This is a genomic window from Streptomyces sp. NPDC093568 (assembly GCF_044764945.1).
In the GTDB taxonomy this organism is placed as follows: domain Bacteria; phylum Actinomycetota; class Actinomycetes; order Streptomycetales; family Streptomycetaceae; genus Streptomyces.
This window is the reverse complement of sequence record NZ_JBIWJD010000002.1, coordinates 624,071-643,586: the sequence shown is the minus strand read 5'-3', so window position 1 is coordinate 643,586 and position 19,516 is coordinate 624,071. Positions and strand designations below refer to the sequence as shown.

Annotated in this window: 21 protein-coding genes and 1 tRNA gene; 18 read left to right on the top strand and 4 right to left on the bottom strand. The window is 67.5% G+C overall.

Going from position 1 to position 19,516, the window contains the following annotated elements; translation table 11 throughout:
• Positions 1 to 626: 626 nt before the first annotated feature.
• Positions 627 to 1,688, bottom strand: a complete 1,062-nt coding sequence (locus ACIRD7_RS12375) for a DUF4365 domain-containing protein (protein WP_403452703.1) — start codon at positions 1,686 to 1,688, stop codon at positions 627 to 629.
• A 540-nt stretch (positions 1,689 to 2,228) separates the two neighbouring features.
• Between ACIRD7_RS12375 and ACIRD7_RS12370 the strand changes: the two genes are divergently transcribed.
• The 3 genes from ACIRD7_RS12370 (at position 2,229) to ACIRD7_RS12360 (ending at position 4,769) form a co-directional block, all read left to right on the top strand.
• Complete coding sequence (locus ACIRD7_RS12370; protein ID WP_403452701.1) at positions 2,229 to 3,020, top strand: hypothetical protein; 792 nt, start codon at positions 2,229 to 2,231, stop codon at positions 3,018 to 3,020.
• A 721-nt stretch (positions 3,021 to 3,741) separates the two neighbouring features.
• A complete protein-coding gene (locus ACIRD7_RS12365) occupies positions 3,742 to 4,179 on the top strand; it encodes a GntR family transcriptional regulator (protein WP_403452700.1) in 438 nt (145 codons plus the stop codon).
• A 29-nt stretch (positions 4,180 to 4,208) separates the two neighbouring features.
• Complete coding sequence (locus tag ACIRD7_RS12360) at positions 4,209 to 4,769, top strand: HD domain-containing protein (RefSeq protein WP_403452698.1); 561 nt, start codon at positions 4,209 to 4,211, stop codon at positions 4,767 to 4,769.
• Here the strand turns inward: ACIRD7_RS12360 and ACIRD7_RS12355 are convergent.
• Both ACIRD7_RS12355 and ACIRD7_RS12350 read right to left on the bottom strand, forming a co-directional pair.
• Positions 4,762 to 5,235, bottom strand: a complete 474-nt coding sequence (locus ACIRD7_RS12355; RefSeq protein ID WP_403452696.1) for an NUDIX domain-containing protein — start codon at positions 5,233 to 5,235, stop codon at positions 4,762 to 4,764. The genes ACIRD7_RS12360 and ACIRD7_RS12355 overlap by 8 nt on opposite strands.
• Positions 5,232 to 5,921, bottom strand: coding sequence for an XRE family transcriptional regulator (locus ACIRD7_RS12350; protein WP_403452694.1), 690 nt, complete (start codon positions 5,919 to 5,921; stop codon positions 5,232 to 5,234). The genes ACIRD7_RS12355 and ACIRD7_RS12350 overlap by 4 nt, the downstream gene beginning before the upstream one ends.
• 340 nt (positions 5,922 to 6,261) lie before the next feature.
• On the opposite strand from ACIRD7_RS12350, the gene ACIRD7_RS12345 reads away from it, so the two are divergent.
• The 14 genes from ACIRD7_RS12345 (at position 6,262) to ACIRD7_RS12280 (ending at position 17,221) form a co-directional block, all read left to right on the top strand.
• Entirely contained in the window at positions 6,262 to 6,561 is a 300-nt protein-coding gene (locus tag ACIRD7_RS12345; RefSeq protein ID WP_403452692.1) for a hypothetical protein, read from the top strand.
• Positions 6,558 to 7,550, top strand: coding sequence for a DUF2637 domain-containing protein (locus ACIRD7_RS12340; RefSeq protein WP_403452690.1), 993 nt, complete (start codon positions 6,558 to 6,560; stop codon positions 7,548 to 7,550). The genes ACIRD7_RS12345 and ACIRD7_RS12340 overlap by 4 nt, the downstream gene beginning before the upstream one ends.
• Positions 7,547 to 8,197 carry a GGDEF domain-containing protein gene (locus ACIRD7_RS12335; RefSeq protein WP_403452688.1) on the top strand — a complete coding sequence of 217 codons (651 nt, stop codon included), beginning with the start codon at positions 7,547 to 7,549 and terminating at the stop codon, positions 8,195 to 8,197. Before ACIRD7_RS12340 ends, ACIRD7_RS12335 begins: the two co-directional genes overlap by 4 nt.
• The gene (locus ACIRD7_RS12330; RefSeq protein ID WP_403452686.1) at positions 8,197 to 8,580 is read left to right on the top strand and encodes an RRQRL motif-containing zinc-binding protein; all 384 of its coding nucleotides are present in this window, start codon (positions 8,197 to 8,199) and stop codon (positions 8,578 to 8,580) included. Before ACIRD7_RS12335 ends, ACIRD7_RS12330 begins: the two co-directional genes overlap by 1 nt.
• 80 nt (positions 8,581 to 8,660) lie before the next feature.
• Complete coding sequence (locus ACIRD7_RS12325) at positions 8,661 to 10,916, top strand: cell division protein FtsK (RefSeq protein WP_403452684.1); 2,256 nt, start codon at positions 8,661 to 8,663, stop codon at positions 10,914 to 10,916.
• A gap of 139 nt (positions 10,917 to 11,055) precedes the next feature.
• The gene (locus ACIRD7_RS12320; protein WP_403452683.1) at positions 11,056 to 11,307 is read left to right on the top strand and encodes a hypothetical protein; all 252 of its coding nucleotides are present in this window, start codon (positions 11,056 to 11,058) and stop codon (positions 11,305 to 11,307) included.
• A 165-nt stretch (positions 11,308 to 11,472) separates the two neighbouring features.
• Positions 11,473 to 11,655, top strand: a complete 183-nt coding sequence (locus ACIRD7_RS12315; RefSeq protein WP_403452681.1) for a hypothetical protein — start codon at positions 11,473 to 11,475, stop codon at positions 11,653 to 11,655.
• Between the two features lie 17 nt (positions 11,656 to 11,672).
• A complete protein-coding gene (locus ACIRD7_RS12310) occupies positions 11,673 to 12,275 on the top strand; it encodes a hypothetical protein (RefSeq protein ID WP_403452679.1) in 603 nt (200 codons plus the stop codon).
• Positions 12,276 to 12,277: 2 nt separating this feature from the next.
• Positions 12,278 to 12,748: a hypothetical protein gene (locus ACIRD7_RS12305; protein WP_403452678.1), complete on the top strand. Its 471-nt coding sequence runs from the start codon at positions 12,278 to 12,280 to the stop codon at positions 12,746 to 12,748.
• A 90-nt stretch (positions 12,749 to 12,838) separates the two neighbouring features.
• Positions 12,839 to 13,738, top strand: a complete 900-nt coding sequence (locus tag ACIRD7_RS12300) for a bifunctional DNA primase/polymerase (RefSeq protein WP_403452676.1) — start codon at positions 12,839 to 12,841, stop codon at positions 13,736 to 13,738.
• On the top strand, positions 13,735 to 14,889 hold the full coding sequence (locus ACIRD7_RS12295) for an AAA family ATPase (protein WP_403452673.1): 1,155 nt from the start codon (positions 13,735 to 13,737) through the stop codon (positions 14,887 to 14,889). The genes ACIRD7_RS12300 and ACIRD7_RS12295 overlap by 4 nt, the downstream gene beginning before the upstream one ends.
• Positions 14,886 to 15,089 carry a helix-turn-helix transcriptional regulator gene (locus tag ACIRD7_RS12290; protein ID WP_403452671.1) on the top strand — a complete coding sequence of 68 codons (204 nt, stop codon included), beginning with the start codon at positions 14,886 to 14,888 and terminating at the stop codon, positions 15,087 to 15,089. The genes ACIRD7_RS12295 and ACIRD7_RS12290 overlap by 4 nt, the downstream gene beginning before the upstream one ends.
• On the top strand, positions 15,089 to 16,477 hold the full coding sequence (locus ACIRD7_RS12285) for a tyrosine-type recombinase/integrase (protein ID WP_403452668.1): 1,389 nt from the start codon (positions 15,089 to 15,091) through the stop codon (positions 16,475 to 16,477). The genes ACIRD7_RS12290 and ACIRD7_RS12285 overlap by 1 nt, the downstream gene beginning before the upstream one ends.
• A 75-nt stretch (positions 16,478 to 16,552) precedes the next feature.
• On the top strand, positions 16,553 to 17,221 hold the full coding sequence (locus ACIRD7_RS12280; protein ID WP_403453072.1) for an SLATT domain-containing protein: 669 nt from the start codon (positions 16,553 to 16,555) through the stop codon (positions 17,219 to 17,221).
• A gap of 292 nt (positions 17,222 to 17,513) precedes the next feature.
• Here ACIRD7_RS12280 and ACIRD7_RS12275 read toward each other — a convergent pair.
• Positions 17,514 to 17,586, bottom strand: a tRNA-Arg gene (locus tag ACIRD7_RS12275).
• Positions 17,587 to 17,906: 320 nt separating this feature from the next.
• Between ACIRD7_RS12275 and ACIRD7_RS12270 the strand changes: the two genes are divergently transcribed.
• Positions 17,907 to 19,514 (top strand): dynamin family protein, encoded by a 1,608-nt coding sequence (locus tag ACIRD7_RS12270; protein ID WP_403452666.1) that lies wholly within the window; start codon positions 17,907 to 17,909, stop codon positions 19,512 to 19,514.
• Positions 19,515 to 19,516 lie beyond the last annotated feature (2 nt).

The following is a 19,516-nucleotide window of genomic DNA, read 5'->3' as shown; positions in this document are numbered from 1 at the left end:
CGGAACGTTGAAGCTGCCGTAGTGTCTCCCCTCCACATAAAGCCGTGAACCGTGCCTGCGGGGACGTTGCCGTCGGGGGCTGAAGCCGGCTTCGTCGTAGTAGTCACGATCTGACCGCGGTTGTCGATGTCAGAGACGTTGTGGAGCCGCTAGAAGGGGCCCAGCGCACTGCCGCTGTGTTCGGAACAGCGACCATCGACGCCCAACCGAACGGCAAACGGGATCACCACCAGCCTTTACGCCCGTGGGCTGCGGAAAGAGGATGTGACACAGCTTCTAAGGAACACGGTTCCGGAGCTACGGAGCGGATGATGCAGCCGAGGCGACACAGACTGTGTCGGGGGCGTGTCGGACGCTCCGCTGGCAGCGCTGCCGAGCCGTGTGCCCGACAGACTCCCTCGTCCAACGACGCAAGACCATATGGGCGGTCGAGGGCATCGGCTCTCCCCGTCCTACGGAGGGCCAGTGACAGAAGCAGGGCCTGGGTGGTAGTCCGGGCTGCGGCGCATGTCTGGGCATTCCCTCGGGCAGGACGACGGCCGGCGGTGAGGTCGTCCGGCTCCCAGCTCGTAGACAACTGCACCGGCCTGTCTTCCAATCCTCCTAGGCTGCAGTCGGCGTCAGAATCAATCCTCCCTTGTTTCTGCCCTTAATTCCCGTACCTTGGCGATCCGGCGACGGCGACTGAATTCGAGGGTCAGGTAGTGACCGCCGATGAGAATTACAGCCAACTTCGTTACCTGGGGAATTGCGGCCAAGTAGCTCAACTCGAAATCTGCTGAGACTGGCCAAGGCGGGGGTGAAAGGTACCGCCCCATCGCCACGTACCAACCGCTGCACATCACGACGTAGGCGGAATATCGCAATATGGCGGCCCGGCTGCGGTGGCTGTCCTTTCGGCCGATCATTAGAAGGAACCAGATCAGCCCGTAGTAGTTGGCCAGCCAACTGACTCTCATGAAGTCGCCATACTTGATGCCAGCGGCTTCATATAGGCCGGGAAGCATGGCCGCATGAGTCACAATCATGATCAAATAGACGAGAATCGTAAAAAGGCGCGGCAAGAAATTTGGATGCCGTTCGAGAAAATCTGCTTCGGCTTCAAAGACCGGAATTGGATGGCCTCCGATTGGAGCCGACGCGAAATGTTGCTCCCCCCTGTGCTTTCGCTCGTCGATCGCCTTATTGATCGCACCGCGCACTCCACGGTACGATTTTCCACCCTCCCCCATTGTCTCGCTGATGTATTGGCGGAGAGCCTTTGTCAGATCGTCGACACCTTCTCCCTCTAGGATCGCCTCTTCATTCACAGGTACACTTTTTGGCCTTTTCCCCTTGCTGAGTTCGCGACGCAAGTATTCCGTCAAGTTCACCCAGTAGCAGGCACGCATTTCCGGGTCGTACACAATCCCAAGTACTGGAATCCTGCTCTTCGTCCAGTCTTCGATGTGATCCCGGCAGGGGATTGCGTAGCCGACAGCTCTCCGGTACTTCACGCCGCTCTTGATCTGCACGGCAGCTAAGTCCCCAGTGCGGCGACCGAGTTCCGTAAAGCTGAGGTAGCAGTCCTCACCGTAGTCGTTGCCGCCGTCGATCTCCTGAACAATGTGTCCAGCAGCTTCCATGATCGACTTGAAGGCGTTGACGCCGGCTCGTTCCGTCTTCTTGGTTGCAAGAACTTTGGCCAAGGCTCCCCCTCACTCGCTGTCCAGGTCCCATGACGGTAGCTACCCGGTCTGACACTCGGGCAGTGCTGGACACACTGCGGGCGCCAGACTGCCTGTCATCGTCCATGCTCGTCTCCTCACCCTGCGCAGAATCGGTCGAACCGTTCACGGTTGGGTGGGTTCAGAGTCGGTTAGTAGTCGTCACCGGTCGCCACTGAGCGGCCTCGGACGACCCAGAGACGGCCCATTGGCGATCACTCGTCGGCTGTCAGCCACTCATCGAGCCGGACCTTGACCTGGTGGTTGTGGGCGGCGTGCCAGATGGCCTCCCCACCGACGAAGGCCCCGAGGGCTGGGAGGTCCATCCCTAGCGGCATGGCCGTGATCTCCGCCAACGCTATGGCGTTCGGCGCGCCGCCTCTACGTATGGAAACCTTGAAGCGCTGGCGACTGATGACCTCGCCGGTGATCCGGCATTCCCCGAAATACCCTGCGCGCTCTTGCGTCGGCTGGCACAATGCGGCAAAGCAAGAGTAAGAATCATTGACCAGGAGAGCCCGCGTGGAATCCACACATTGGACCCCCCTTGTGCATGAAGCCGGTCTCGCTTCCTATTGCCTTGGTAGCGGTTTGGCCAGTATGCGAAAGGCGAATTTCGCCGAACCGAAGCATTACTATGGAGCTTTCTTCGAGTACACAATCGGCCTGGAGCGAGTAATGAAGCTCGCCCTAATTGTTGATCATTGCGTAGAGTATGGAACGTTTCCTAGCAATGAGAAGTACGCTCAGAAATATGGGCATCGCCTCACCGACTTGATTGTTGGTCTAGCTGGCGTGCGTGGACAACTGGAGCCCGACGCGCGAGTCTGGGAGGCGCCAGACGGCCCGATAGTCAACGCAGCGGTCTCCGTCCTTTCTGATTTCGCACGTGGGGCGCGGTACTACAACATCGACGTACTTACCGGCAAGGAACCTACCACGGACCCTGTGGCCAGATGGTTCACAGAAGTCGGTATTCCACTCCTGGCAACCAGGAGTAGGACCCAAGATGTGCAGTGGGCGAAATTCGTGGACGACGAGGTTGGGAATCGAGTACAGATCAGATTCACTGATGCAACGGGAGGGCCTCTCAGCAGCTTCGAAGACTTGGCGCGAATGACTCGCGACAGTGAGTTCGTCGCAAAGGAGAGCACGTTTCTATGTGCCAAGTTGGCGCGGTACGCGATTTCAGTTCTTTGCGCGCGAGCCGAGCAGGCGAGCCAAAATTTGGGGCTGCCGTACTTCGAGGAGTTTTTTTACGCTCTCTTGCTCGAAGATTCCACGCTTAAAAAGAGGAAGACGTTCATGCTTTAGAGAGGGCACGCCTCGACAGGGTTAGTTAGGCAAGCGACCGGCTTTGTGTCGCTTCGGGCGTCTCTCCCTGACCACACCCGCGCAGCCACCTCAACCCGCCACTCACCCCAGCTCCCATCCCGTCCGCCGTCGACCCACACACCGTGGAGCGGGCGTGGTCCATGGCGTCCAGGTGGAGCGCGCCACTGTACGAACGACCTGGATGGGAGCACCTTGCGCAGGCCACAACGGACTCGCAGCCGGGAACGGCGGCCCCGCCATCCCGGTGCCGGCCGATTCCCCGCCGGAGGCACTGTTCTGACCTCGGCTGGGCCGTCTCACCCTTACCCCGGTCGACCGGCGCCGCCGCGCTGTGCGCGGCACCTTCGATCTGTGATCGGACTGCTTACAGTTCAGGAGGCCGGGAGCAACGGCGAGCGAAGCGAGCCCTTGATCAAGTAGGGAAACTCGATGCCCCCTTGCCCATCCTTCGGGAGGAGAGCAGATCGGAACTCGCCTCCGGCTCCTACGTCGATTGAGAGGTCGGCTTCGCCGACGGGCTGTAACACCCGGTGAGTGTTACAGCCGTCTATGACCGGACAGCCCGGACACCGGCACTTTGGGCTGTCCGGCCTGTTTGTGCAGGTGAGGTGCGTAACCGGACAGCCGGACAGCCGGGACACCCCACAGGCGCGAGCGTGCATGGGAAGCTGGAACGCGATGGTGTCCGAAGGAGGAATGCGTGCCGAGCCCCAGCCCACGCGGGACGTATCAGGTGATCTCTCAGACGTTGCGCGAGCGGATCGCTGCTGGAGCCTATCTGGACGGGTTGCCGTCCGAGGCCGCGATTGGGCGCGAGTTCGGGGTGGCCCGTTCGACGGTTCGGCGTGCTCTGCGTGCCCTCGAAGAATCAGGGGACATCAGGACCGTCGCTGGTGTTGGCCGCAGTGTTCCCGGGGGCGCTGGGGCCGCGCCGTACGAACAGATCATGGCGGACTTGCTAGAGCAGATTCGGAAGGGCAACCTGCCTGCCGGCACACGTCTTCCGAGCGAAGCGGCCCTGGTCGAGAAGTACGGGGTCTCTCGCGGCACGGTTCGCCGTGCCGTGCGTGAACTGGAGACCGCCGGTCACATCGAGGCAAGACATGGGGTTGGCCGGTTCGTCAGCTCTCCTTCCTGAACTCCCGATTGCCTCGGAGGCAGTAGAAAATGCAACTGACCAAGTGGGCCCATGCCCTTGCTGAGTCGCTGTTGGCTGACAGCCTGCCGAGGCGATGGGCTCACTCTCAGAGGGTCTACTCCCAGGCGCTGACCCTGGCGCCGGCGCTGGGCGAGGACGCCGAGCTGTTGGCGGCCGCTGCCATCGCGCATGACATCGGCTATGCCCAGGCCGCCGTGGACACAGGGCAGCACATGATCGACGGCGCCCGGTACCTGCGCGACGTCGTTGGGGCTGACCCGCGGCTGTGCAGCATCGTGGCCTTCCACACATCCTCCTCATGGGAGGCATCTGAACTTGGACTGGAGGATGCGCTCAGCGAATTTGGGCCGACCGAACCCGAGTTGGTAGACGCGATCACCTATTGCGACCTGACCAGTGGTCCGGTCGGGGATCTAGTGGACCCTGCCGAGCGGCTCTCGGAGGTTCTGGAGCGGTACGGTCCCGAGCACGTCGTCTTCCGGGCGGTATCCGCGGCCCGGCCCGAGCTCATGGCAAGGGTGGCCCGGGTACGGCAGCGTGCTGAGGCTGTGATGGCGAAGCTCAGCTGATCAGAGGGACCTCAGCGTTTCGGAAGCCCTCTTCGAGGCGGCGACGCGTCGTCGGCGAGATATCGAGAGAGTCCAGCTCTGCTCTGGGGACCCACCGCACTGCGAAGGACTCTGAGCTCACCTTGATCTCGCCACCGACCGGCCGGGCTCGGAAGCAGAGCGAGAACTCCTGACGCACCTCTCCATCTGCGAAGGCGATGATGTGGCCGGGATCGGTGAAAATCCCGACCAGGCCAATCACTTCGACCTGAATCCCTGTCTCCTCCAGCACCTCGCGGACGACCGTACTGGCGATGTTCTCTCCGATCTCCTGCACGCCCCCTGGCATGCCCCAGCGGCCGTTGTCTGAACGTCGCTCCAGAAGTACGTCACCCGCGTCGTTCACGACGAACGCGGTTACCGCGGGCACGATGCTGTTTGCCTTCGGAGCGGCGGGATCGTTGAAGTAGTCGGTGCGGCGACTCATGAGGGCCTTTCGATGGGGAGGGCTTCGGACCACACCTTCTCGAAGCTCTGCTGATACGTCGAGACCAGCTGGGCGCCAGCGACACGGCGGAGGTGGAGCACCGGGGTCAAGGGGGCGCTCACGCCGTACACCTGCGTGTTGACCAGCCACTCGTCATCGGAGCGATAGAGGGAATTGTGGAGAGTTGACCTGTGCATCCGGAACTCGATGCCCGGGACCGAGTACAGCGGACTGTAGAGCTTCATGACTTCGCGCACCTTGTAAGCGACTCCTTCGCCGATCTCCTCCTCTTCCCCGCGTCGTCGGATCTCTGGACTATCTGGGTCGCCTAGCAGGATCCGGGCACGCACGCCGGACGACGCCTTCTGTCTCAGTAGTTGGGGCCACCGTGGGTTCTCCGCCAGAAACACGCCCGCGTGGACGAGTACGCCGATCTCCCGCTCCGCCCGGCCGAAGAGTTGCAGCCAGAGTTCCGGAGGGACGTAGGAGCGGTGCGGGTACACCTTCAGGACCTCAGCGTCGGCTGCGTCCTGCCGCTGGCTGTCAGGAAGGCCGTTCGGCCAGAGGTATGTCTCGTCTTCCTGTAGGAATGCGGCGATGGCAAGGCGGTGGCGCCGATAGGGCGCGCGTCCCTGTGTGATCCAGCGCTCGACAGTTTTCGGGTCCACCCCCACGTGGGTCGCCATGGCGTCGACCGTGATCCCATGCGTCAGCATCGCCGACCGTAAGCGCTCGTTCGCCATCCCAACCCCCAGGGACGTCCAGGGACGTACTCGACCTCCCGAACGCTATCGAGGACGTCCCAAGTCGTCCAGGGGTGCGGTGACTTCGTCCCGGGTCCCCACGGCAACCTGAAGTCACATCGCGCGGCACTCCGAGAACGGCACTGGGCTTGACAGCCGTGATTGAGTGCGCCACGGTGAGATACACGTTCAAGCATGTATCGCATCTGCTCGTGCGGTGGGACTCCCCAGCAAGGTCGCCCACCGCCGGGCTCTCCCTGCCACATCGACTCAGGAGAGCACCATGCGCACGTACATCGGCCATCAACAGGCTGTCTCCGCCGAAGACTTCGTGGAACTCTCCCTTGGCACCCCAGTTGAGCTGTGGCTCGGGGCCGAGGGCGAGACGGACGAGGAGCGCGCTGCTCGCCTGGACGCGGCGCGCCACATCCTCGCCGACCCGGAGTACCGCAGCCTGCCGGACGACGTGGCCCGCATCGCTGCCGAGGTGATCGAGGCGCACGCCCCGGAGCTGTTCAACGTCGTCCCGCTGGCCCGCCCGGCGAGGCGTCGCCGGAGCTCCCGGAAGGGAGCGGCGGCATGACGACCACAACCGAGACGACGCGGCCGACTGTGCCGCCGCTGACACGCCCCGAGATGGGCCTTGCCGGGCTCGGCGCGCTCGCCGCGGCCGGGGTCGGCGCCCTGGGGCTGATCGCCTCGTTCGACGCGGTCTCCTCTGCCGCGGCCCGGTGGGGCTTCGGGGAACCGTGGATGCTGCCGGTCGGGATCGACGTGGCCATTCCGGTGTTCACCGTGGCCAACCTGCTGCTGATCCGGATGGACATGGCGTTGGCGTGGGTGCGGTTCGTGCCGTGGGTGCTGACGCTGGTCACGTGCGGGCTGAACGTCGCCGCCGGGCACTCGCTATGGGCTAAGGTCGCGCACGGCACGATGCCGCTGCTGTGGGTGGTGTTCTCCGAGATCGGCGCCCACGTCTACGCCGTACGGATCGGCGCCGCGACCGGCCGGCGGATGGAGAAAGTGCGGTTCTCCCGCTGGATGCTGGCGCCGCTGTCGACGTTCGCCCTGTGGCGGCGGATGACGCTGTGGGAGATCACCTCTTACTCGGAGGCTCTGAAGCGGGAGCGGGAACGCCAGTTGGCCCGCGCCCGGCTGCGCGAGCGGCACGGTCGGCGGTGGCGGTCGAAGACCCCGCGTCCGGAACGCGTGCTACTGAAGCTGGGCGAACTGGCCCCGACGAGCGAGGACATCCCGCCTGAGCCGGCGCAGGAGACCGGGGAGCCGAAGCCGGAGGCGCCCAAGGCGCCGCCTAAGCGCCCGGCCAGCACCAAGGGCAAGGCCAAGCCTGGCAAGCCGCCGCGGACCCCGGCGGAACTGCTCACCGAGGCGCGCCAGGCCACGGCCGAGTGGGCCGATGACGCGATCAACGCGGAAGCCATCCGGACCACGCTGCACTGCTCCGCTGCCAACTCCCGCGTGCTGCGCGATCTGCTGCTGAACGAGCGGGCCGAGGGCCGCCGCCTGCACTCCGTCGACGCCGACGAGGGGACCGAGGGGGCAGCGGCATGAACACCTGGCTGAGCATGCTGGTCGCGGCAGCCCCGGTCGCCTCCGGCTGGACGGCCCACACGCTGTGGCTGCGGCGGCGCCTGAACGTCGCCCGCCGCGATCCCCTGACCGGGTTACGGACCCGCGAAGCGTTCACCCGCCGGGCTACAGCACTGTTGAAGGACCCGCGCGCGGTTGTGGTGCTGGCCGACGTCGACCGCTTCAAGCAGATCAACGATGCCTTCGGCCATGCGGCCGGAGACGTGCTGCTGAAGGCGACCGCCGACCGGCTCGCCCACCACGCCGGACGGTCCGGGGTGGCGGGGCGGCTCGGGGGCGATGAGTTCGCCGCCGTCCTGATCGACGACCACGGCACCGCCGCCGACATGCTCGCTGTCCTGCACGGCGTGCTCGCCCGCCCGGCCGACAGCCAGGACCCCGCCGTACACACCACGGTCTCTCTCGGCTGGGTGCGCGCCGCGGACTTCCCCGCGGATGACCTGTCCGGGCTGCTGCGGCGGGCCGATGAGGCGATGTACGCGGCCAAGCAGGGGCGTGCCGGAAGCCGCCGGGCGGGGCTGGGACGGCTGCTCGCCACGGTCACTGGACGGCGTGCCGGACGTGCCGGCGCCCGTGCCGAGGTGCCCGTGGTGGGGGTGGCTGCCTGATGTCCGCCTACGGCCAGTGCTTCGACCCCTCCGGAGCCCGCTTCGGTATCCCCACGTACCCGTGGCAGTTCGCCCCCGACGGCTACGCCACCCGCCGCCAACTGCGCGCTTGCGGGCTGCGGCCGGGTGGGCAGCCGGTCGCCGCTCAGGTGATGCGTACCCACCGGGGCCGTAAGGCCGGGGTGCAGGTCGCCTACCTGTACCGCGTCGACCGTGCGAAGCCGGTGCGGCCGATGACGTCGCGCAAGTGGGGTGCGCTCGCCCTGGCGATGCTCGCCCGCCGCACCTGCCCTGAGTGCCGGATCACCTTCAGCTACTGCATCCCGCCCTCGCTCGGGATGTGCATCCTCTGCGCCTACCCCGAGGAACAGCGCGCCGCCTGAACACCGGTACGGGGCCCGGTCCCAAACCGACCAAAGCAGCGGCCGGGCCCCGCATCCCTCCCAGAGAGAAGGAAGTCTCAGTGAAACACCCCGACGACGACAACGAACTCTTCAACCGACTGGAAGCCGAGATGGTCGCCGACCCGGCGGGCGCCGTGGTCGACCTGGACAAGGCCCGGTCGGCCCGTGGCGAGTCGGCCGACCGCACGCCCGACGCGTCGCCCGACTCCGGCCCCGACCGGTCGGCCGACCCCAAGCCGACCGAGTCGGCCGACCCGAACGAGGGGGAGTCGGACGACTCCGGCCCGGCTCTGGTCGACCGTGCGGCGCCGACTCAGTCGGGCCCCGGTCTGATCGACCGCATCCGTGGCTCCAAGCGGCTGGACGTCCTGCCCGCGTGGGTGAAGTCGGGCCCGGAGTTCGCCGACGCGATGCGGTGGCTGGCCGGGCACGCCTGGCACACCATCGCCTTCCACGCGGTCCGCGTGCCGTTCCTGTACGTGCCCAAACTCGTCTGGCGCTCCCCGCGCGGACTGGCCAACACCCTCGGCAGGATCGGCCGGTGGGCCGTCGACGCGGAAGGCGAGCCGCTACGTCAGGCGGAGGCACGCCGGGAGAACTCCGAGCTGTACCTGAAGCTCTCGCGGCAGCGTGACCGCCGGGTGCGGCTGCGGATGCTCGTCACCATCCTCGCCGCCGTGGTCGCCCTGGGCATGACCCTGTTCCTGGTGTTCGGCGCCGAAACGATGACGCAGGTCATCGCCGCCGTGGTCGCTGTGCTGACGCTGGGCTGGCTGGGTGCGCCGGCGGATGCGCCGCTCGCCACCCGCGCGGTCATCAAGACCGAGGTGCAGAAGCTGACCAGCGACATCGTGGTCAAGGCCATGGCGTCCATCGGCATCGGCCAGATCGCCTCCGCGGTGGCCAAGGGCCAGGACGGCATCAAGTTCGTCGCGCCGATCACCCGCGAGGGGCCCGGTTGGCGCGCGGACATCGACCTGCCGTTGGGCGTCACCGTGGCGGACGTGGCCGACCGGCGCGCCCGACTCGCCTCGGGACTTCGCCGCCCGCTGGGCTGCGTGTGGCCGGACGCCGACCCCAGCGAGCACGAGGGACGGCTCATCCTGTGGGTGGGGGACCGGGACCTGTCCAAGACCGGCATCGTCAAGTGGCCGCTCGCCAACGCGTCAAAGCACGACATCTTCAAGCGTGTCCCGTTCGGAATCGACCCGCGCGGCCGGGCTCAGTCCGTGCCGATGATCCAGCACAACATCCTGATCGGCTCGCTGCCCGGCCAGGGGAAGACCGCCTCCGTGCGCGTGCTGTCCTGCGGCGCCGCCATGGACCCGTCCGTGGAACTGTGGCTGCACGAGAACAAGGGCACCGGCGACCTGGACTCCCTCGAATGCGTCAGCCACCGGTTCGTCTCCGGCATCGACGACGACTCGATCAAGTACGCGGCCGACTCGCTGAAGCTGCTGCGCGAGGAAGTCATGCGCCGCGCGGCTGCGATCAAGAAGCTGCCGAGGGACCTGTGCCCGGACAAGCGCGTCACCCGCACCATCGCCGACAAGCGCTCGCTCAAGCTCTGGCCGCTGGTCGGCGTGTTCGATGAGTGCCAGAACCTGTTCGCCCACCCCAAGTACGGCAAACAGGCAGGTGACGACGCCGAGTTCATCATCAAGCTCGGCCGCGCGCTGGGTGTGATCCTGATCCTGGCCACGCAGCGCCCGGACAAGGACTCTCTCCCGACCGGGATCAGCGGCAACGTGTCCATCCGCTTCGCCCTCAAGGTCGCCGGGCAGGTCGAGAACGACATGATCCTTGGCACGTCGGCGTACAAGAACGGTGTGCGCGCCACGTCGTTCCGCCCGGAGATCGACGCAGGTAACGGCTACCTCGCCGGCGCGACCGCGCTGCCGGTCGTGGTGCGCACCGCCTACCTGGACGACAACGCCACCCACGCCATCGCCCAGCGCGCGCACGCGCTGCGCAAGGCCGCAGGAACCCTGTCCGGCCACGCGCTTGGGGAGGAAGCCGAGAGCACGTCGGGCCCGTCTTACGACCTGCTCGCCGACGTCGCCGTCATCGTGCCGCCGTCGGAAGAGCGGGTGTGGAACGAGCGGATCGCCGCCCGGCTGGCTGAGCTGCGGCCGGAGGTCTACGGCGGCTGGAAGGGCGAGAACGTCACCTCCGCGCTCAAGCCGCACGGCATCAAGACCCGCGACGTGGCCGGGACCACCGACGACGGAACCCGCACCACCCGCCGCGGCATCGCCCGCGCCGACCTCACAAAGGCGATTGCGGAGCGTGACGAGAAACGGGGCGCCGCCTAGCCCGAGGCACTGCTACCGGTAGCACCACACCCTGCTACCGGTAGCACCCCCGCTAGCACCCCATATAGCACCTGATCTGCGATCTAGTGCGTAGCACCTCACCTGCGAAAACCCTGGAAACTGCCTGGAAGGGCCCTTCATGCCCCCCATCGTGCTTGCTATCGCCTGCCTGTTCGTCGTCACTCTTGGTTACAGCGCTCTGTGTGCGGGCAGCCCGTTCGGCACCTGTCGCAAGTGCAACGGCTTCGGCTTCGCCATGGACACCGACCGCAAGGGACGGCCCAAGCGAGGCAAGAGCTGCAGCCGCTGCAAGGCCACCGGCAAGCGCATACGCGTCGGGCGCTGGCTCTTCAACCGCGCCCAGCGGATCTACCGCGAAGGCACCCACTGACGTCGGACGCAAGACGGCCGACGGTGCCCGTCATGAGACGTACCCCGCTCCGAGAAGGAGCTAGGCGGGCGCAACCGTCGGCCAGCCACCGGAGCTTGCCAGCACCCCGAAGCCAGCGGGATTCAACCAACCGTCCCAGCTCACAGTCAAAGGAGATTTCCGCCCGTGGCCGTCACCGTCTCGCTCGTGGCCCTGTTCGGACTCGTCCTGTTCTTCCTGCTGCGCTCCAAGTCCCTCGGCTACGGCGCCGCCTTCATCGCGGCCGGGTTCGGCTTCTTCCTCGCCTCCACCGGCGCCGCCGGACCCATCAACCAGCTCGCCGCCGCCGTCATCGACGCCGTCAAGTAACTGTGAGGAGCCCCGTCGTGAACGAACACATCATCGCCCGGCACTGGCTCGCCATCATCGCGCCCAAGGCCGCCCCCGCGCTGGCCACGTCCACCGTGCTGATCCTGGCCCGCATCTGGAACGCCAACGGCGCCGAACACTCCATCGGCAACGCCGTGCTCATGACCGCGCTGTCCCTCGGAGCCGCAGCGGCCGGCGTGTGCGCCAGCATCGGCCGCGCCGGAGACAGCGTGCTCGCCGGAACCGCGTTCGCCGCCTCCGGCGGGCTCGCCCTCGCCGGGGTCGCCGGATACGCCGACGGGTGGTCCCTGCCGCTGCTGCTGTGGGTGCTGGCCACCGCCATCGCCTACGGGCTCGCCGCACAGTACTGGCGTACCGACCGCCGCGAGCGCGTCGCGTACGAGCGGCAGACCAGCGCGCGCCGCGAGAAACACGCCCACGTCGAGCGTGTCGAAGCTCTACGGGCCGGAGCGCAGATCGAGGTGGCCCGCACCGGCGCCGCCTACGCCGAACAGCTCGCGCAAGCGCTCGTCACCCGTGCCGCCCTGCCCGGCTTCGACTTCAAGGCCGTGGAAACCGCCGGACTGCCCGAACTCCCCTCCACCAGCAAGGAGATCTGACCATGTTCGAGATCCGCATCATCTGCGACCCGGCCGACGCCGACCGCGTCAGCCACACTCTGACCACAGCGTTCGACACGGGCTCGGCACGCCAGCACCCCACGCGCGACGGCAAGCGCACCCGGCTGTACGTCACCGCCGATCACCGCCCCGAGCCGGAAGTGTGGCCCGCGCCGGAAGAGGCGTACGCGCTCGCCCCGAGCATCATCAGCGAGATCGGCTGGACCGCTGACCGCGCGCGCATGCACCTGCACGGCCGCGCTGTTGACCGGGACTACTGGCTGCGCAAAGCCGCCCTGCTGGACCGCATGGCCCTGGACGACGAGACAGCACGCGTCCACACCGACGCCCCCGAGGTGGCCATGAATGCCGCGCTCCGCCTGCTGGAGATCGACGGCGAACACTCCGAGGCCGTCACCGACCCGCGCGGCTATGTCCGCCAGGCATACGCCCACTGGATCAACAAGCAGTAGCAACGCCGCGGCGGCGGGACTCCCCAGCAAGGTCGCCCGCCGCCGCGGTTCTCCCTGCCCATCCGTAGACAGAACAGGAGAACCCCCAGCATGCCGTACCCGGACGGCTCTGCCCAGCTCACCGCCGCGCTTGACGCAGCGTCGCGTGACTGGCGCGTCTTCCCCCTCATCCCCGGCGACAAGCGCCCGGCCGTCTCCGACTGGGAGACCCGCGCCACCACCGACCCGGACCGCATCACCCGCGCGTGGTCCGTCGCCGCCTTCAACGTCGGCGTCGCCACCGGCCCTTCCGGCTTGGTCGTCATCGACCTGGATCGGCCCAAGCACCCCGGCGACACCCCGCCGGCCGCGTGGGCCCAGCACGGCGTCACCGACGGCGCCGACGTGCTCGCCGTGCTCTGCGAGCGCCACGGCCAGCCCTTCCCCGCCGACACCTACACTGTCCGCACCTGGAGTGGCGGCACTCACGTGTACTTCGCCGCCCCAGAGGGTGAGCCCCTGCGTAACACTGCCGGGGACAGCGCCCGCGGACTGGGCTGGAAGGTCGACACCCGCGCGTGGGGCGGACTCGTGGTCGGCGCGGGCAGCACCTTCGCCGGACGGCTATACGAGGTCACCAACAACGCCCCCGTGGCGCCGCTGCCGGGCTGGCTCGCTGAACTCCTGCGCCCGGCCCCGCTGCCCCCGCAGACGCCCATCGCGGTCGCTCTCACCGGCCGCGGACGGCGCACCGCCTTCCTCCGCTCCGCGATCAACGGGGAAGTGCAGCGGGTCACCAGCTCCGGCCCGCACGAGCACAACAACAGCCTTTACATCGCCTCGGTTGCCCTGGGACAGCTCGTTGCAGGAGGCGAGCTGAATGAAGCCGACGTGACCGGCTGGCTCCTCACGGCCGCGCTCCAAGTCGGCCAGGGCGAGCGCGAGGCCCGGCGCACCATCGCTTCCGGTCTGCGGGCAGGAGCACGGCGCCCGAGGACGGTCGCGGCATGAGCACCAACCCCATTCCGCCCTTGCACCTGTACTCCGTGCCCAGCGACCCCGGACCGGCCCCTACGGCGCCGCCGAAGCGGGAGCGCCCGCGGACAGCTTGGACGGCTGATCAGCTCATGGCCGCGCACTTTCCCGAGCCGAAGTGGGCCGTGCCCGGCATCCTCGCCGAAGGCGTCAGCGTGCTCGCCGGACCGCCCAAGGTCGGCAAGTCCTGGCTCTCCCTCGGACTGGGCCTGTCGGTCGCGGCAGGAGACAAGGCTTTCGACTCCGTGCCCGTCCAGGGCGGACCGGTGCTCTACCTCGCCCTGGAAGACACCCCGCGCCGTCTCCAGACCCGCATGGGCAAGCTACTCGGAGGCCAGCCAGCGCCCGCCGGGCTGACCCTGGTCACCGAATGCCCGCCCTTCCCCCAGGGCGGCACCGAGGCCATCGCCCAGTGGCTGGAGCGCAACCCCGACGCGCGCATGGTCGTCATTGACGTGTTCGCCAAGATGCGCGGCCAGGCCCCGCAAGGTGTGTCGGCGTATGACGCGGACTATCTGGCTGTCGGCTACGCCAAGCGGCTCGCCGACCACTACGGGGTGGCCGTCGTCCTGGTCCACCACGTCCGCAAGGCAGGCTCCGAGGACTTCCTCACGGAGGTCTCCGGCACCAACGGCATCGCCGGCGCCGCTGACGCCACCCTCGTACTGAAGCGAGCGCGCGGGCAGGCGGACGGCATCCTGCACGTCACCGGCCGCGACGTGGACGAAGCCGAGTACGCCCTCAGCTTCCAACCCGCCTCCGGCGCCTGGTACTTGATGGACGGCCCGGTCACCGACCACACCGTCAGCGACACCCGCGCCACGATCCTGCGCTACGTCCGCGCCCACCCCGGCGCCAAGCCCAAGGACATGGCGGGCGAGCTGCCGCAGGTCGACCTCGACACGATCCGGCGCACCTGCAACCGCATGGCCGACGCCGGACAGCTCACCAAGGACCCCGGCGGCCGGTACTACCCGGACACCGAGACCCGTACACAGGGCGACCAAGAGGTGTCCGCACTGTCCGGCTGTCCGGTTACACCGTCTGACCAGCACGAACACCCCGGACAGTCGGAATTGGAGCTGTCCGGCCTGTCCGGCCCGGAGGAGGAAGGGAGCGAGCTGTGACGACAGCCCTACCGAAGTCACGAGACGACAAGCTCACGCTCGCAGAGGTCTGCAAGGACTTGAAGATCTCGCGCTCAACCTTCTACGACTGGCGTGCGAAGGGGCGCGCCCCGCGTTGCATCAAGCTGCCCAACGGTGACCTCCGGATCCGTCGCAGCGACTACGAGCGCTGGCTGAACGACCGGGAGGACCACGCCTAATGGATACGACGTACAACGTCAAGATCTGGAAGACGGCCGTCTACAGGGGCAAGACCAAAACCACCCACACCGTGCGGTGGGAGTTGGACGGCAAAGAGTGGCGAGCACCGTTCAGCACGAAGGCTCTCGCGGACGCCTTCCGCTCAGAATTGGTCAGCGCCACGCGCCGTGGCGAGGCATTCAGCCTCGCTACGGGACGCCCCGTCTCCCATCAGTCCGGGGCGAGCGCGGTGAACTGGTATGACTTCGCCGTCCAGTTCGTGGACGCTCAATGGCACCGGACCGGCGGTAACAACCGTAAGAACACGGCCAAGGCACTCATGGCGACAACCGTCGCCCTGTTGCGCACCCCACCTTCCGCGTTCCGACCGGTCGACGTGCGCACCGCGCTGCGAGAGTACGCGTTCAACACCCGGCGCCGGGAGGACGCACCTCCCGAAGTGGCCGTGATCCTGAAGTGGGTGGAGCGCAACACTCTGACCATGGCCGCATGGGAGGACCCCGCCAAGGTCGACGATGTCCTGCGGGCCGTCGGCTCGAAGTTGGACGGCACACGAGCCGCGGCAAGCTCCGTCAAACGCAACAGGCGAATCCTGAACGTGGCAATGGGGTACGCCGTCAAGCACAAGGTCCTGCGAGCCAACCCGCTGCCGAAGGGGAGAGGCGCCGCGCCCAAGACGTCGTCCGCGGTCGACAAGCGGTCTCTCCTCAACCCGGAGCAGGCGGCGCGCCTGCTGGGATGGGTGCGCCGGCGCCCTCGCGGGGGACAGCGGCTGCACGCCTTCTTCGCCACGTTGTACTACGCCGGGCCGCGCCCGGAGGAGGTCGTGGCGATGAAGGTCGCGGACGTCCGTCTTCCTGACGAAAGTGCCGTTGACCAGTGGTGTGAACTCCTCTTCCACACCGCTCAGCCGGAGGTGGGGAAGAACTGGACGGATGACGGCGGGATCCACGAGGAGCGCGGACTGAAGGGGCGGGCCGCTGACGACACCCGTGTCGTGCCCGGCCATCCGTCGCTTACGGGGATCCTGCGCCAGCACATCAAGGCGGAGGGGCTGACGCCGGGAGATCTGCTGTTCCAGGGCGAGAAGGGAAGCATGCTCGCTGGCTCGGTCATCCGCCGGGCCTGGCGGAGTGCCCGCACGGACGTCCTCACGCCGGAGGAATTCGCGTCGCCGCTCGGCAAACGGGTGTACGACCTGCGCCACACGTGCCTGACGAACTGGCTCAACGACGGCATCCCGCCGGCGCAGGTAGCCGAGTGGGCGGGCAACAGCGTCCCAGTGCTGTTGGCCGTCTACGCCCGGAGCATCTCCGGGCAGCTGGGGGATCTCAAGCAGCGGATTCTGGCTCGTGGGGACCTCCCCGAACTGCCTGAGACCGGCTGATCAGTCTCTGCGAGCACCCGAGTAAACACGGCTGTCACGGCCGGGAACCTGGTGACAGCCGTGTCCCGCTTTCGCATGGCTGGCGGGATGGGGCGGCTCGGACTTCGGCCGCCTTTGAGCAGACTCAGCGCCTCCGAAGAGCGTCCACCCTTCCCTGTCGGGGCCATGCCGAGAATGCGCCATGGTGACGGCGTACATACCGTGACATCGTGCGCGCCCTCCGGTAAGAAAGGCAGGCAGGGTTTGGACGCTCACCAGACGCTTGACCAGTGGAGGAGGCATGTGCGCATCCTGCACGTCGCGCACGAGCGGGCCGGCGCATCGTTTGAGAGCCGTGGCCGAGTACTGGGCGCTTCCTCGGTAACCCTTTCGGCTGTGGTGGGCACAGCAATTTTCGCGACCATCGACAAGTCTCCGGCCGTTGGCCTGCAAATTCTGGCCGGGCTGCTCAGCGTGCTGGCTGCGGTCCTGGCCGCGCTTCACGCCTTCCAGAACTACGCCGTGGTGGTTGAGCAGCATCGGCGAGCCGCCCTGGCCTACGGGCGCCTTCGTCGACGTATGGATGTCGAATTGACGGATCAGTCATTCGCTAATCGCGATGTGCTGAGTCGGTTCGCCAGCGAGCTGGATGCGTTGCGTCAGGAGGCTCCCACAGTGCCGCAGAAGATTCATGACCGTGCTGCGAGGCAAGTTGACGCAGTGGAGGGCCCGCCCTCAGGGAGCGGTGAAGCAAGCGGGTCGTGAATCCTGTGGGCTCGGGAGCGGCGAGTGGGCGGTCGTGACTCGAATCGGCAGCCCTGCGGACTGGCGGCGCTAGTGCGGGTCGAGCCGACGGCTCTGAGGCTGCCGGTCCGCGCTCGATCGAGGCCGGTAGCTTCCCCGCGTATTCACCGCAGCCACCCGCAGAAACCCGGTGACAGCCGGACAGCGCCGGACTCCGCCCGCAGCGCAAAGGGAGGGTTCGGCGCGCTTCTGCACGTATCTTAACGGGCTCTGACCAGCAAAAACGCCCTCCCGAAGGAGGGCGGAGACTGGGCGCCCCCGGCAGGACTCGAACCTGCGGCCAAGCGCTTAGAAGGCGCCTGCTCTATCCACTGAGCTACGGGGGCCGGGTGTGTGGCCTCGTTCGTGGTGCCCGGGTGTGGGCCGATCCGTGACGTTGCCGGGGACAAGGATAGGGCTCCCGCATCCGTGTCCCAGTTGCTTCGCCTCCGTGGCTCGATGTGGAGGTTCGGTGAAGCGGTCCTGATAATCGCAGGCAGGTACGAATCGTGCACCGCTTTTGGCCTCTCTCGCCTCGGGTGTTGTGCACTCGTTATGCCTGGACTGTGCCTGTGTCTCAGTCGCCCCTTCCGTCCCTTGTGTCCTGTCGGCGCGCAGACATGCTCATATGCTTCAGAATTCCCCTAAAATTGGGCATTCTTCGCATGTGGTGACCTTGGACGTACGGCCTCAGCTGCTCGACGCACTTTCCGCCCTGCGCGACCGTGTCGCGGCCGCACGCTTCCCGCTGCCCCTCGCGGGGGCGCCACGCGCGCGTGCCAACCGCGACGAACTGCTCGCGCAGCTCGACGACTATTTGGTGCCCCGCCTGAAAGAGCCCGAAGCGCCCTTGCTCGCTGTGGTGGGAGGATCCACCGGCGCCGGCAAGTCGACGCTCGTGAACTCGATCGTGGGTCGGCGCGTGACGGAGGCGGGCGTACTGCGCCCGACCACTCGGAACCCGGTGCTGGTCTGCCATCCGGAGGACCATCACTGGTTCAGCGGGATGCGCGTACTGCCCGACCTCACACGCGTCTGGGTACCCGAACACGACCCCGCCGACGAGCTGATGCTCCCTGGCGAGGACTCCGAACGTGTGCTCCGGATCGAGACCGCCGACACCCTGCCGGCCGGGCTCGCCCTCCTCGACGCGCCCGACATCGACTCCCTCATCGCCGAGAACCGCGCCCTCGCCGCCCAGCTGATCTGCGCGGCCGACATCTGGGTCATGGTCACGACGGCCGCCCGGTACGCCGACGCCGTCCCCTGGCACCTCCTGCGCACCGCCAAGGAGTACGACGCCACCCTCGTGACCGTCCTCGACCGCGTGCCCCACCAGGTCGTCTCCGAGGTCTCGCGGCAGTACGGCGCCCTCCTCACCAAGGCCGGCCTCGGCGAGGTACCCCGCTTCACCGTGCCCGAGCTGCCCGAGTCGGCCTGGGGCGGCGGGCTGCTGCCGGCCACCGCGGTGGCCTCGCTGCGCACCTGGCTCGTCCACCAGACCCAGGATCCCTCGGCGCGCGAGCAGGCCATGGCCCGCACCGCCTACGGCCTCCTCGACTCCCTCAAGTCCCGCATGCCCGAGCTGGCCGCCGCCGCCGCGGCCCAGTACGCGGCCGCACTGCGCCTCACCGCCGCCGTCGACAGCGCCTACGACGGCGAGTACGCACGCGTGCGTGCCCGGCTCCAGGCCGGCGCCGTACTCGCCGGCGACGCCCTCAAGCGCTGGCGCGCCTTCCCGCTCGACTGCACCGCCGGCGAGCTCCTCGACTCGCTGGTGGAGAGCCTGAGCACCCTGCTGCTGTGCGCCGTCACCGCCGCCGACGAGCGCGTCGACGACGCCTGGCGGCGCGAACCGGCCGCAGCCGCCCCCGAACTGACGGACCCCGACCCCAAGTCGGCCAGCCTCGAGCACCGGATCGGCATGGCCGTACGGCGCTGGCGGCGCGAGCTCGAGGAGTACGCCGAGGACGAGGTGAGCTACCTCGACCGCAGCGTCGCCCCGGACTCCGAGGTCGTCACCGCCCTCGTCGCCACCGCCCTGCTCGGCGGCCGCCGGGCGCGGTCCGCGGGGGAGGGGCTCGCCGAGCGGATCGGCGCCCACGGGGCGCTGCGCCTGCGCGACCGGGGCGGACGGCTGCTCAACGAGCACCTGGACCGGGTCATGCACAACGAACGCGAGCGGCGCCTGGCCCCGCTCGACGGTCTGGAGATCCATCCCGACCCCCAGGCCGAACTCATCGCCGCGCTGTCCGTACTGCAGAAGGAGAGGTGACC

Excerpts from the sequence above, each read along its gene's own strand:
- ACIRD7_RS12345 (WP_403452692.1), top strand. The coding sequence starts at position 6,262 with ATGCGCACGTACATCGGCCATCAACAGGCTGTCTCCGCCGAAGACTTC.
- ACIRD7_RS12350 (WP_403452694.1), bottom strand. The coding sequence starts at position 5,921 with ATGGCGACCCACGTGGGGGTGGACCCGAAAACTGTCGAGCGCTGGATC.
- ACIRD7_RS12320 (WP_403452683.1), top strand. The coding sequence starts at position 11,056 with ATGCCCCCCATCGTGCTTGCTATCGCCTGCCTGTTCGTCGTCACTCTT.
- ACIRD7_RS12300 (WP_403452676.1), top strand. The coding sequence starts at position 12,839 with ATGCCGTACCCGGACGGCTCTGCCCAGCTCACCGCCGCGCTTGACGCA.
- ACIRD7_RS12280 (WP_403453072.1), top strand. The coding sequence starts at position 16,553 with ATGGCTGGCGGGATGGGGCGGCTCGGACTTCGGCCGCCTTTGAGCAGA.
- ACIRD7_RS12295 (WP_403452673.1), top strand. The coding sequence starts at position 13,735 with ATGAGCACCAACCCCATTCCGCCCTTGCACCTGTACTCCGTGCCCAGC.
- ACIRD7_RS12340 (WP_403452690.1), top strand. The coding sequence starts at position 6,558 with ATGACGACCACAACCGAGACGACGCGGCCGACTGTGCCGCCGCTGACA.
- ACIRD7_RS12330 (WP_403452686.1), top strand. The coding sequence starts at position 8,197 with ATGTCCGCCTACGGCCAGTGCTTCGACCCCTCCGGAGCCCGCTTCGGT.
- ACIRD7_RS12285 (WP_403452668.1), top strand. The coding sequence starts at position 15,089 with ATGGATACGACGTACAACGTCAAGATCTGGAAGACGGCCGTCTACAGG.
- ACIRD7_RS12305 (WP_403452678.1), top strand. The coding sequence starts at position 12,278 with ATGTTCGAGATCCGCATCATCTGCGACCCGGCCGACGCCGACCGCGTC.
- ACIRD7_RS12335 (WP_403452688.1), top strand. The coding sequence starts at position 7,547 with ATGAACACCTGGCTGAGCATGCTGGTCGCGGCAGCCCCGGTCGCCTCC.
- ACIRD7_RS12355 (WP_403452696.1), bottom strand. The coding sequence starts at position 5,235 with ATGAGTCGCCGCACCGACTACTTCAACGATCCCGCCGCTCCGAAGGCA.
- ACIRD7_RS12360 (WP_403452698.1), top strand. The coding sequence starts at position 4,209 with ATGCAACTGACCAAGTGGGCCCATGCCCTTGCTGAGTCGCTGTTGGCT.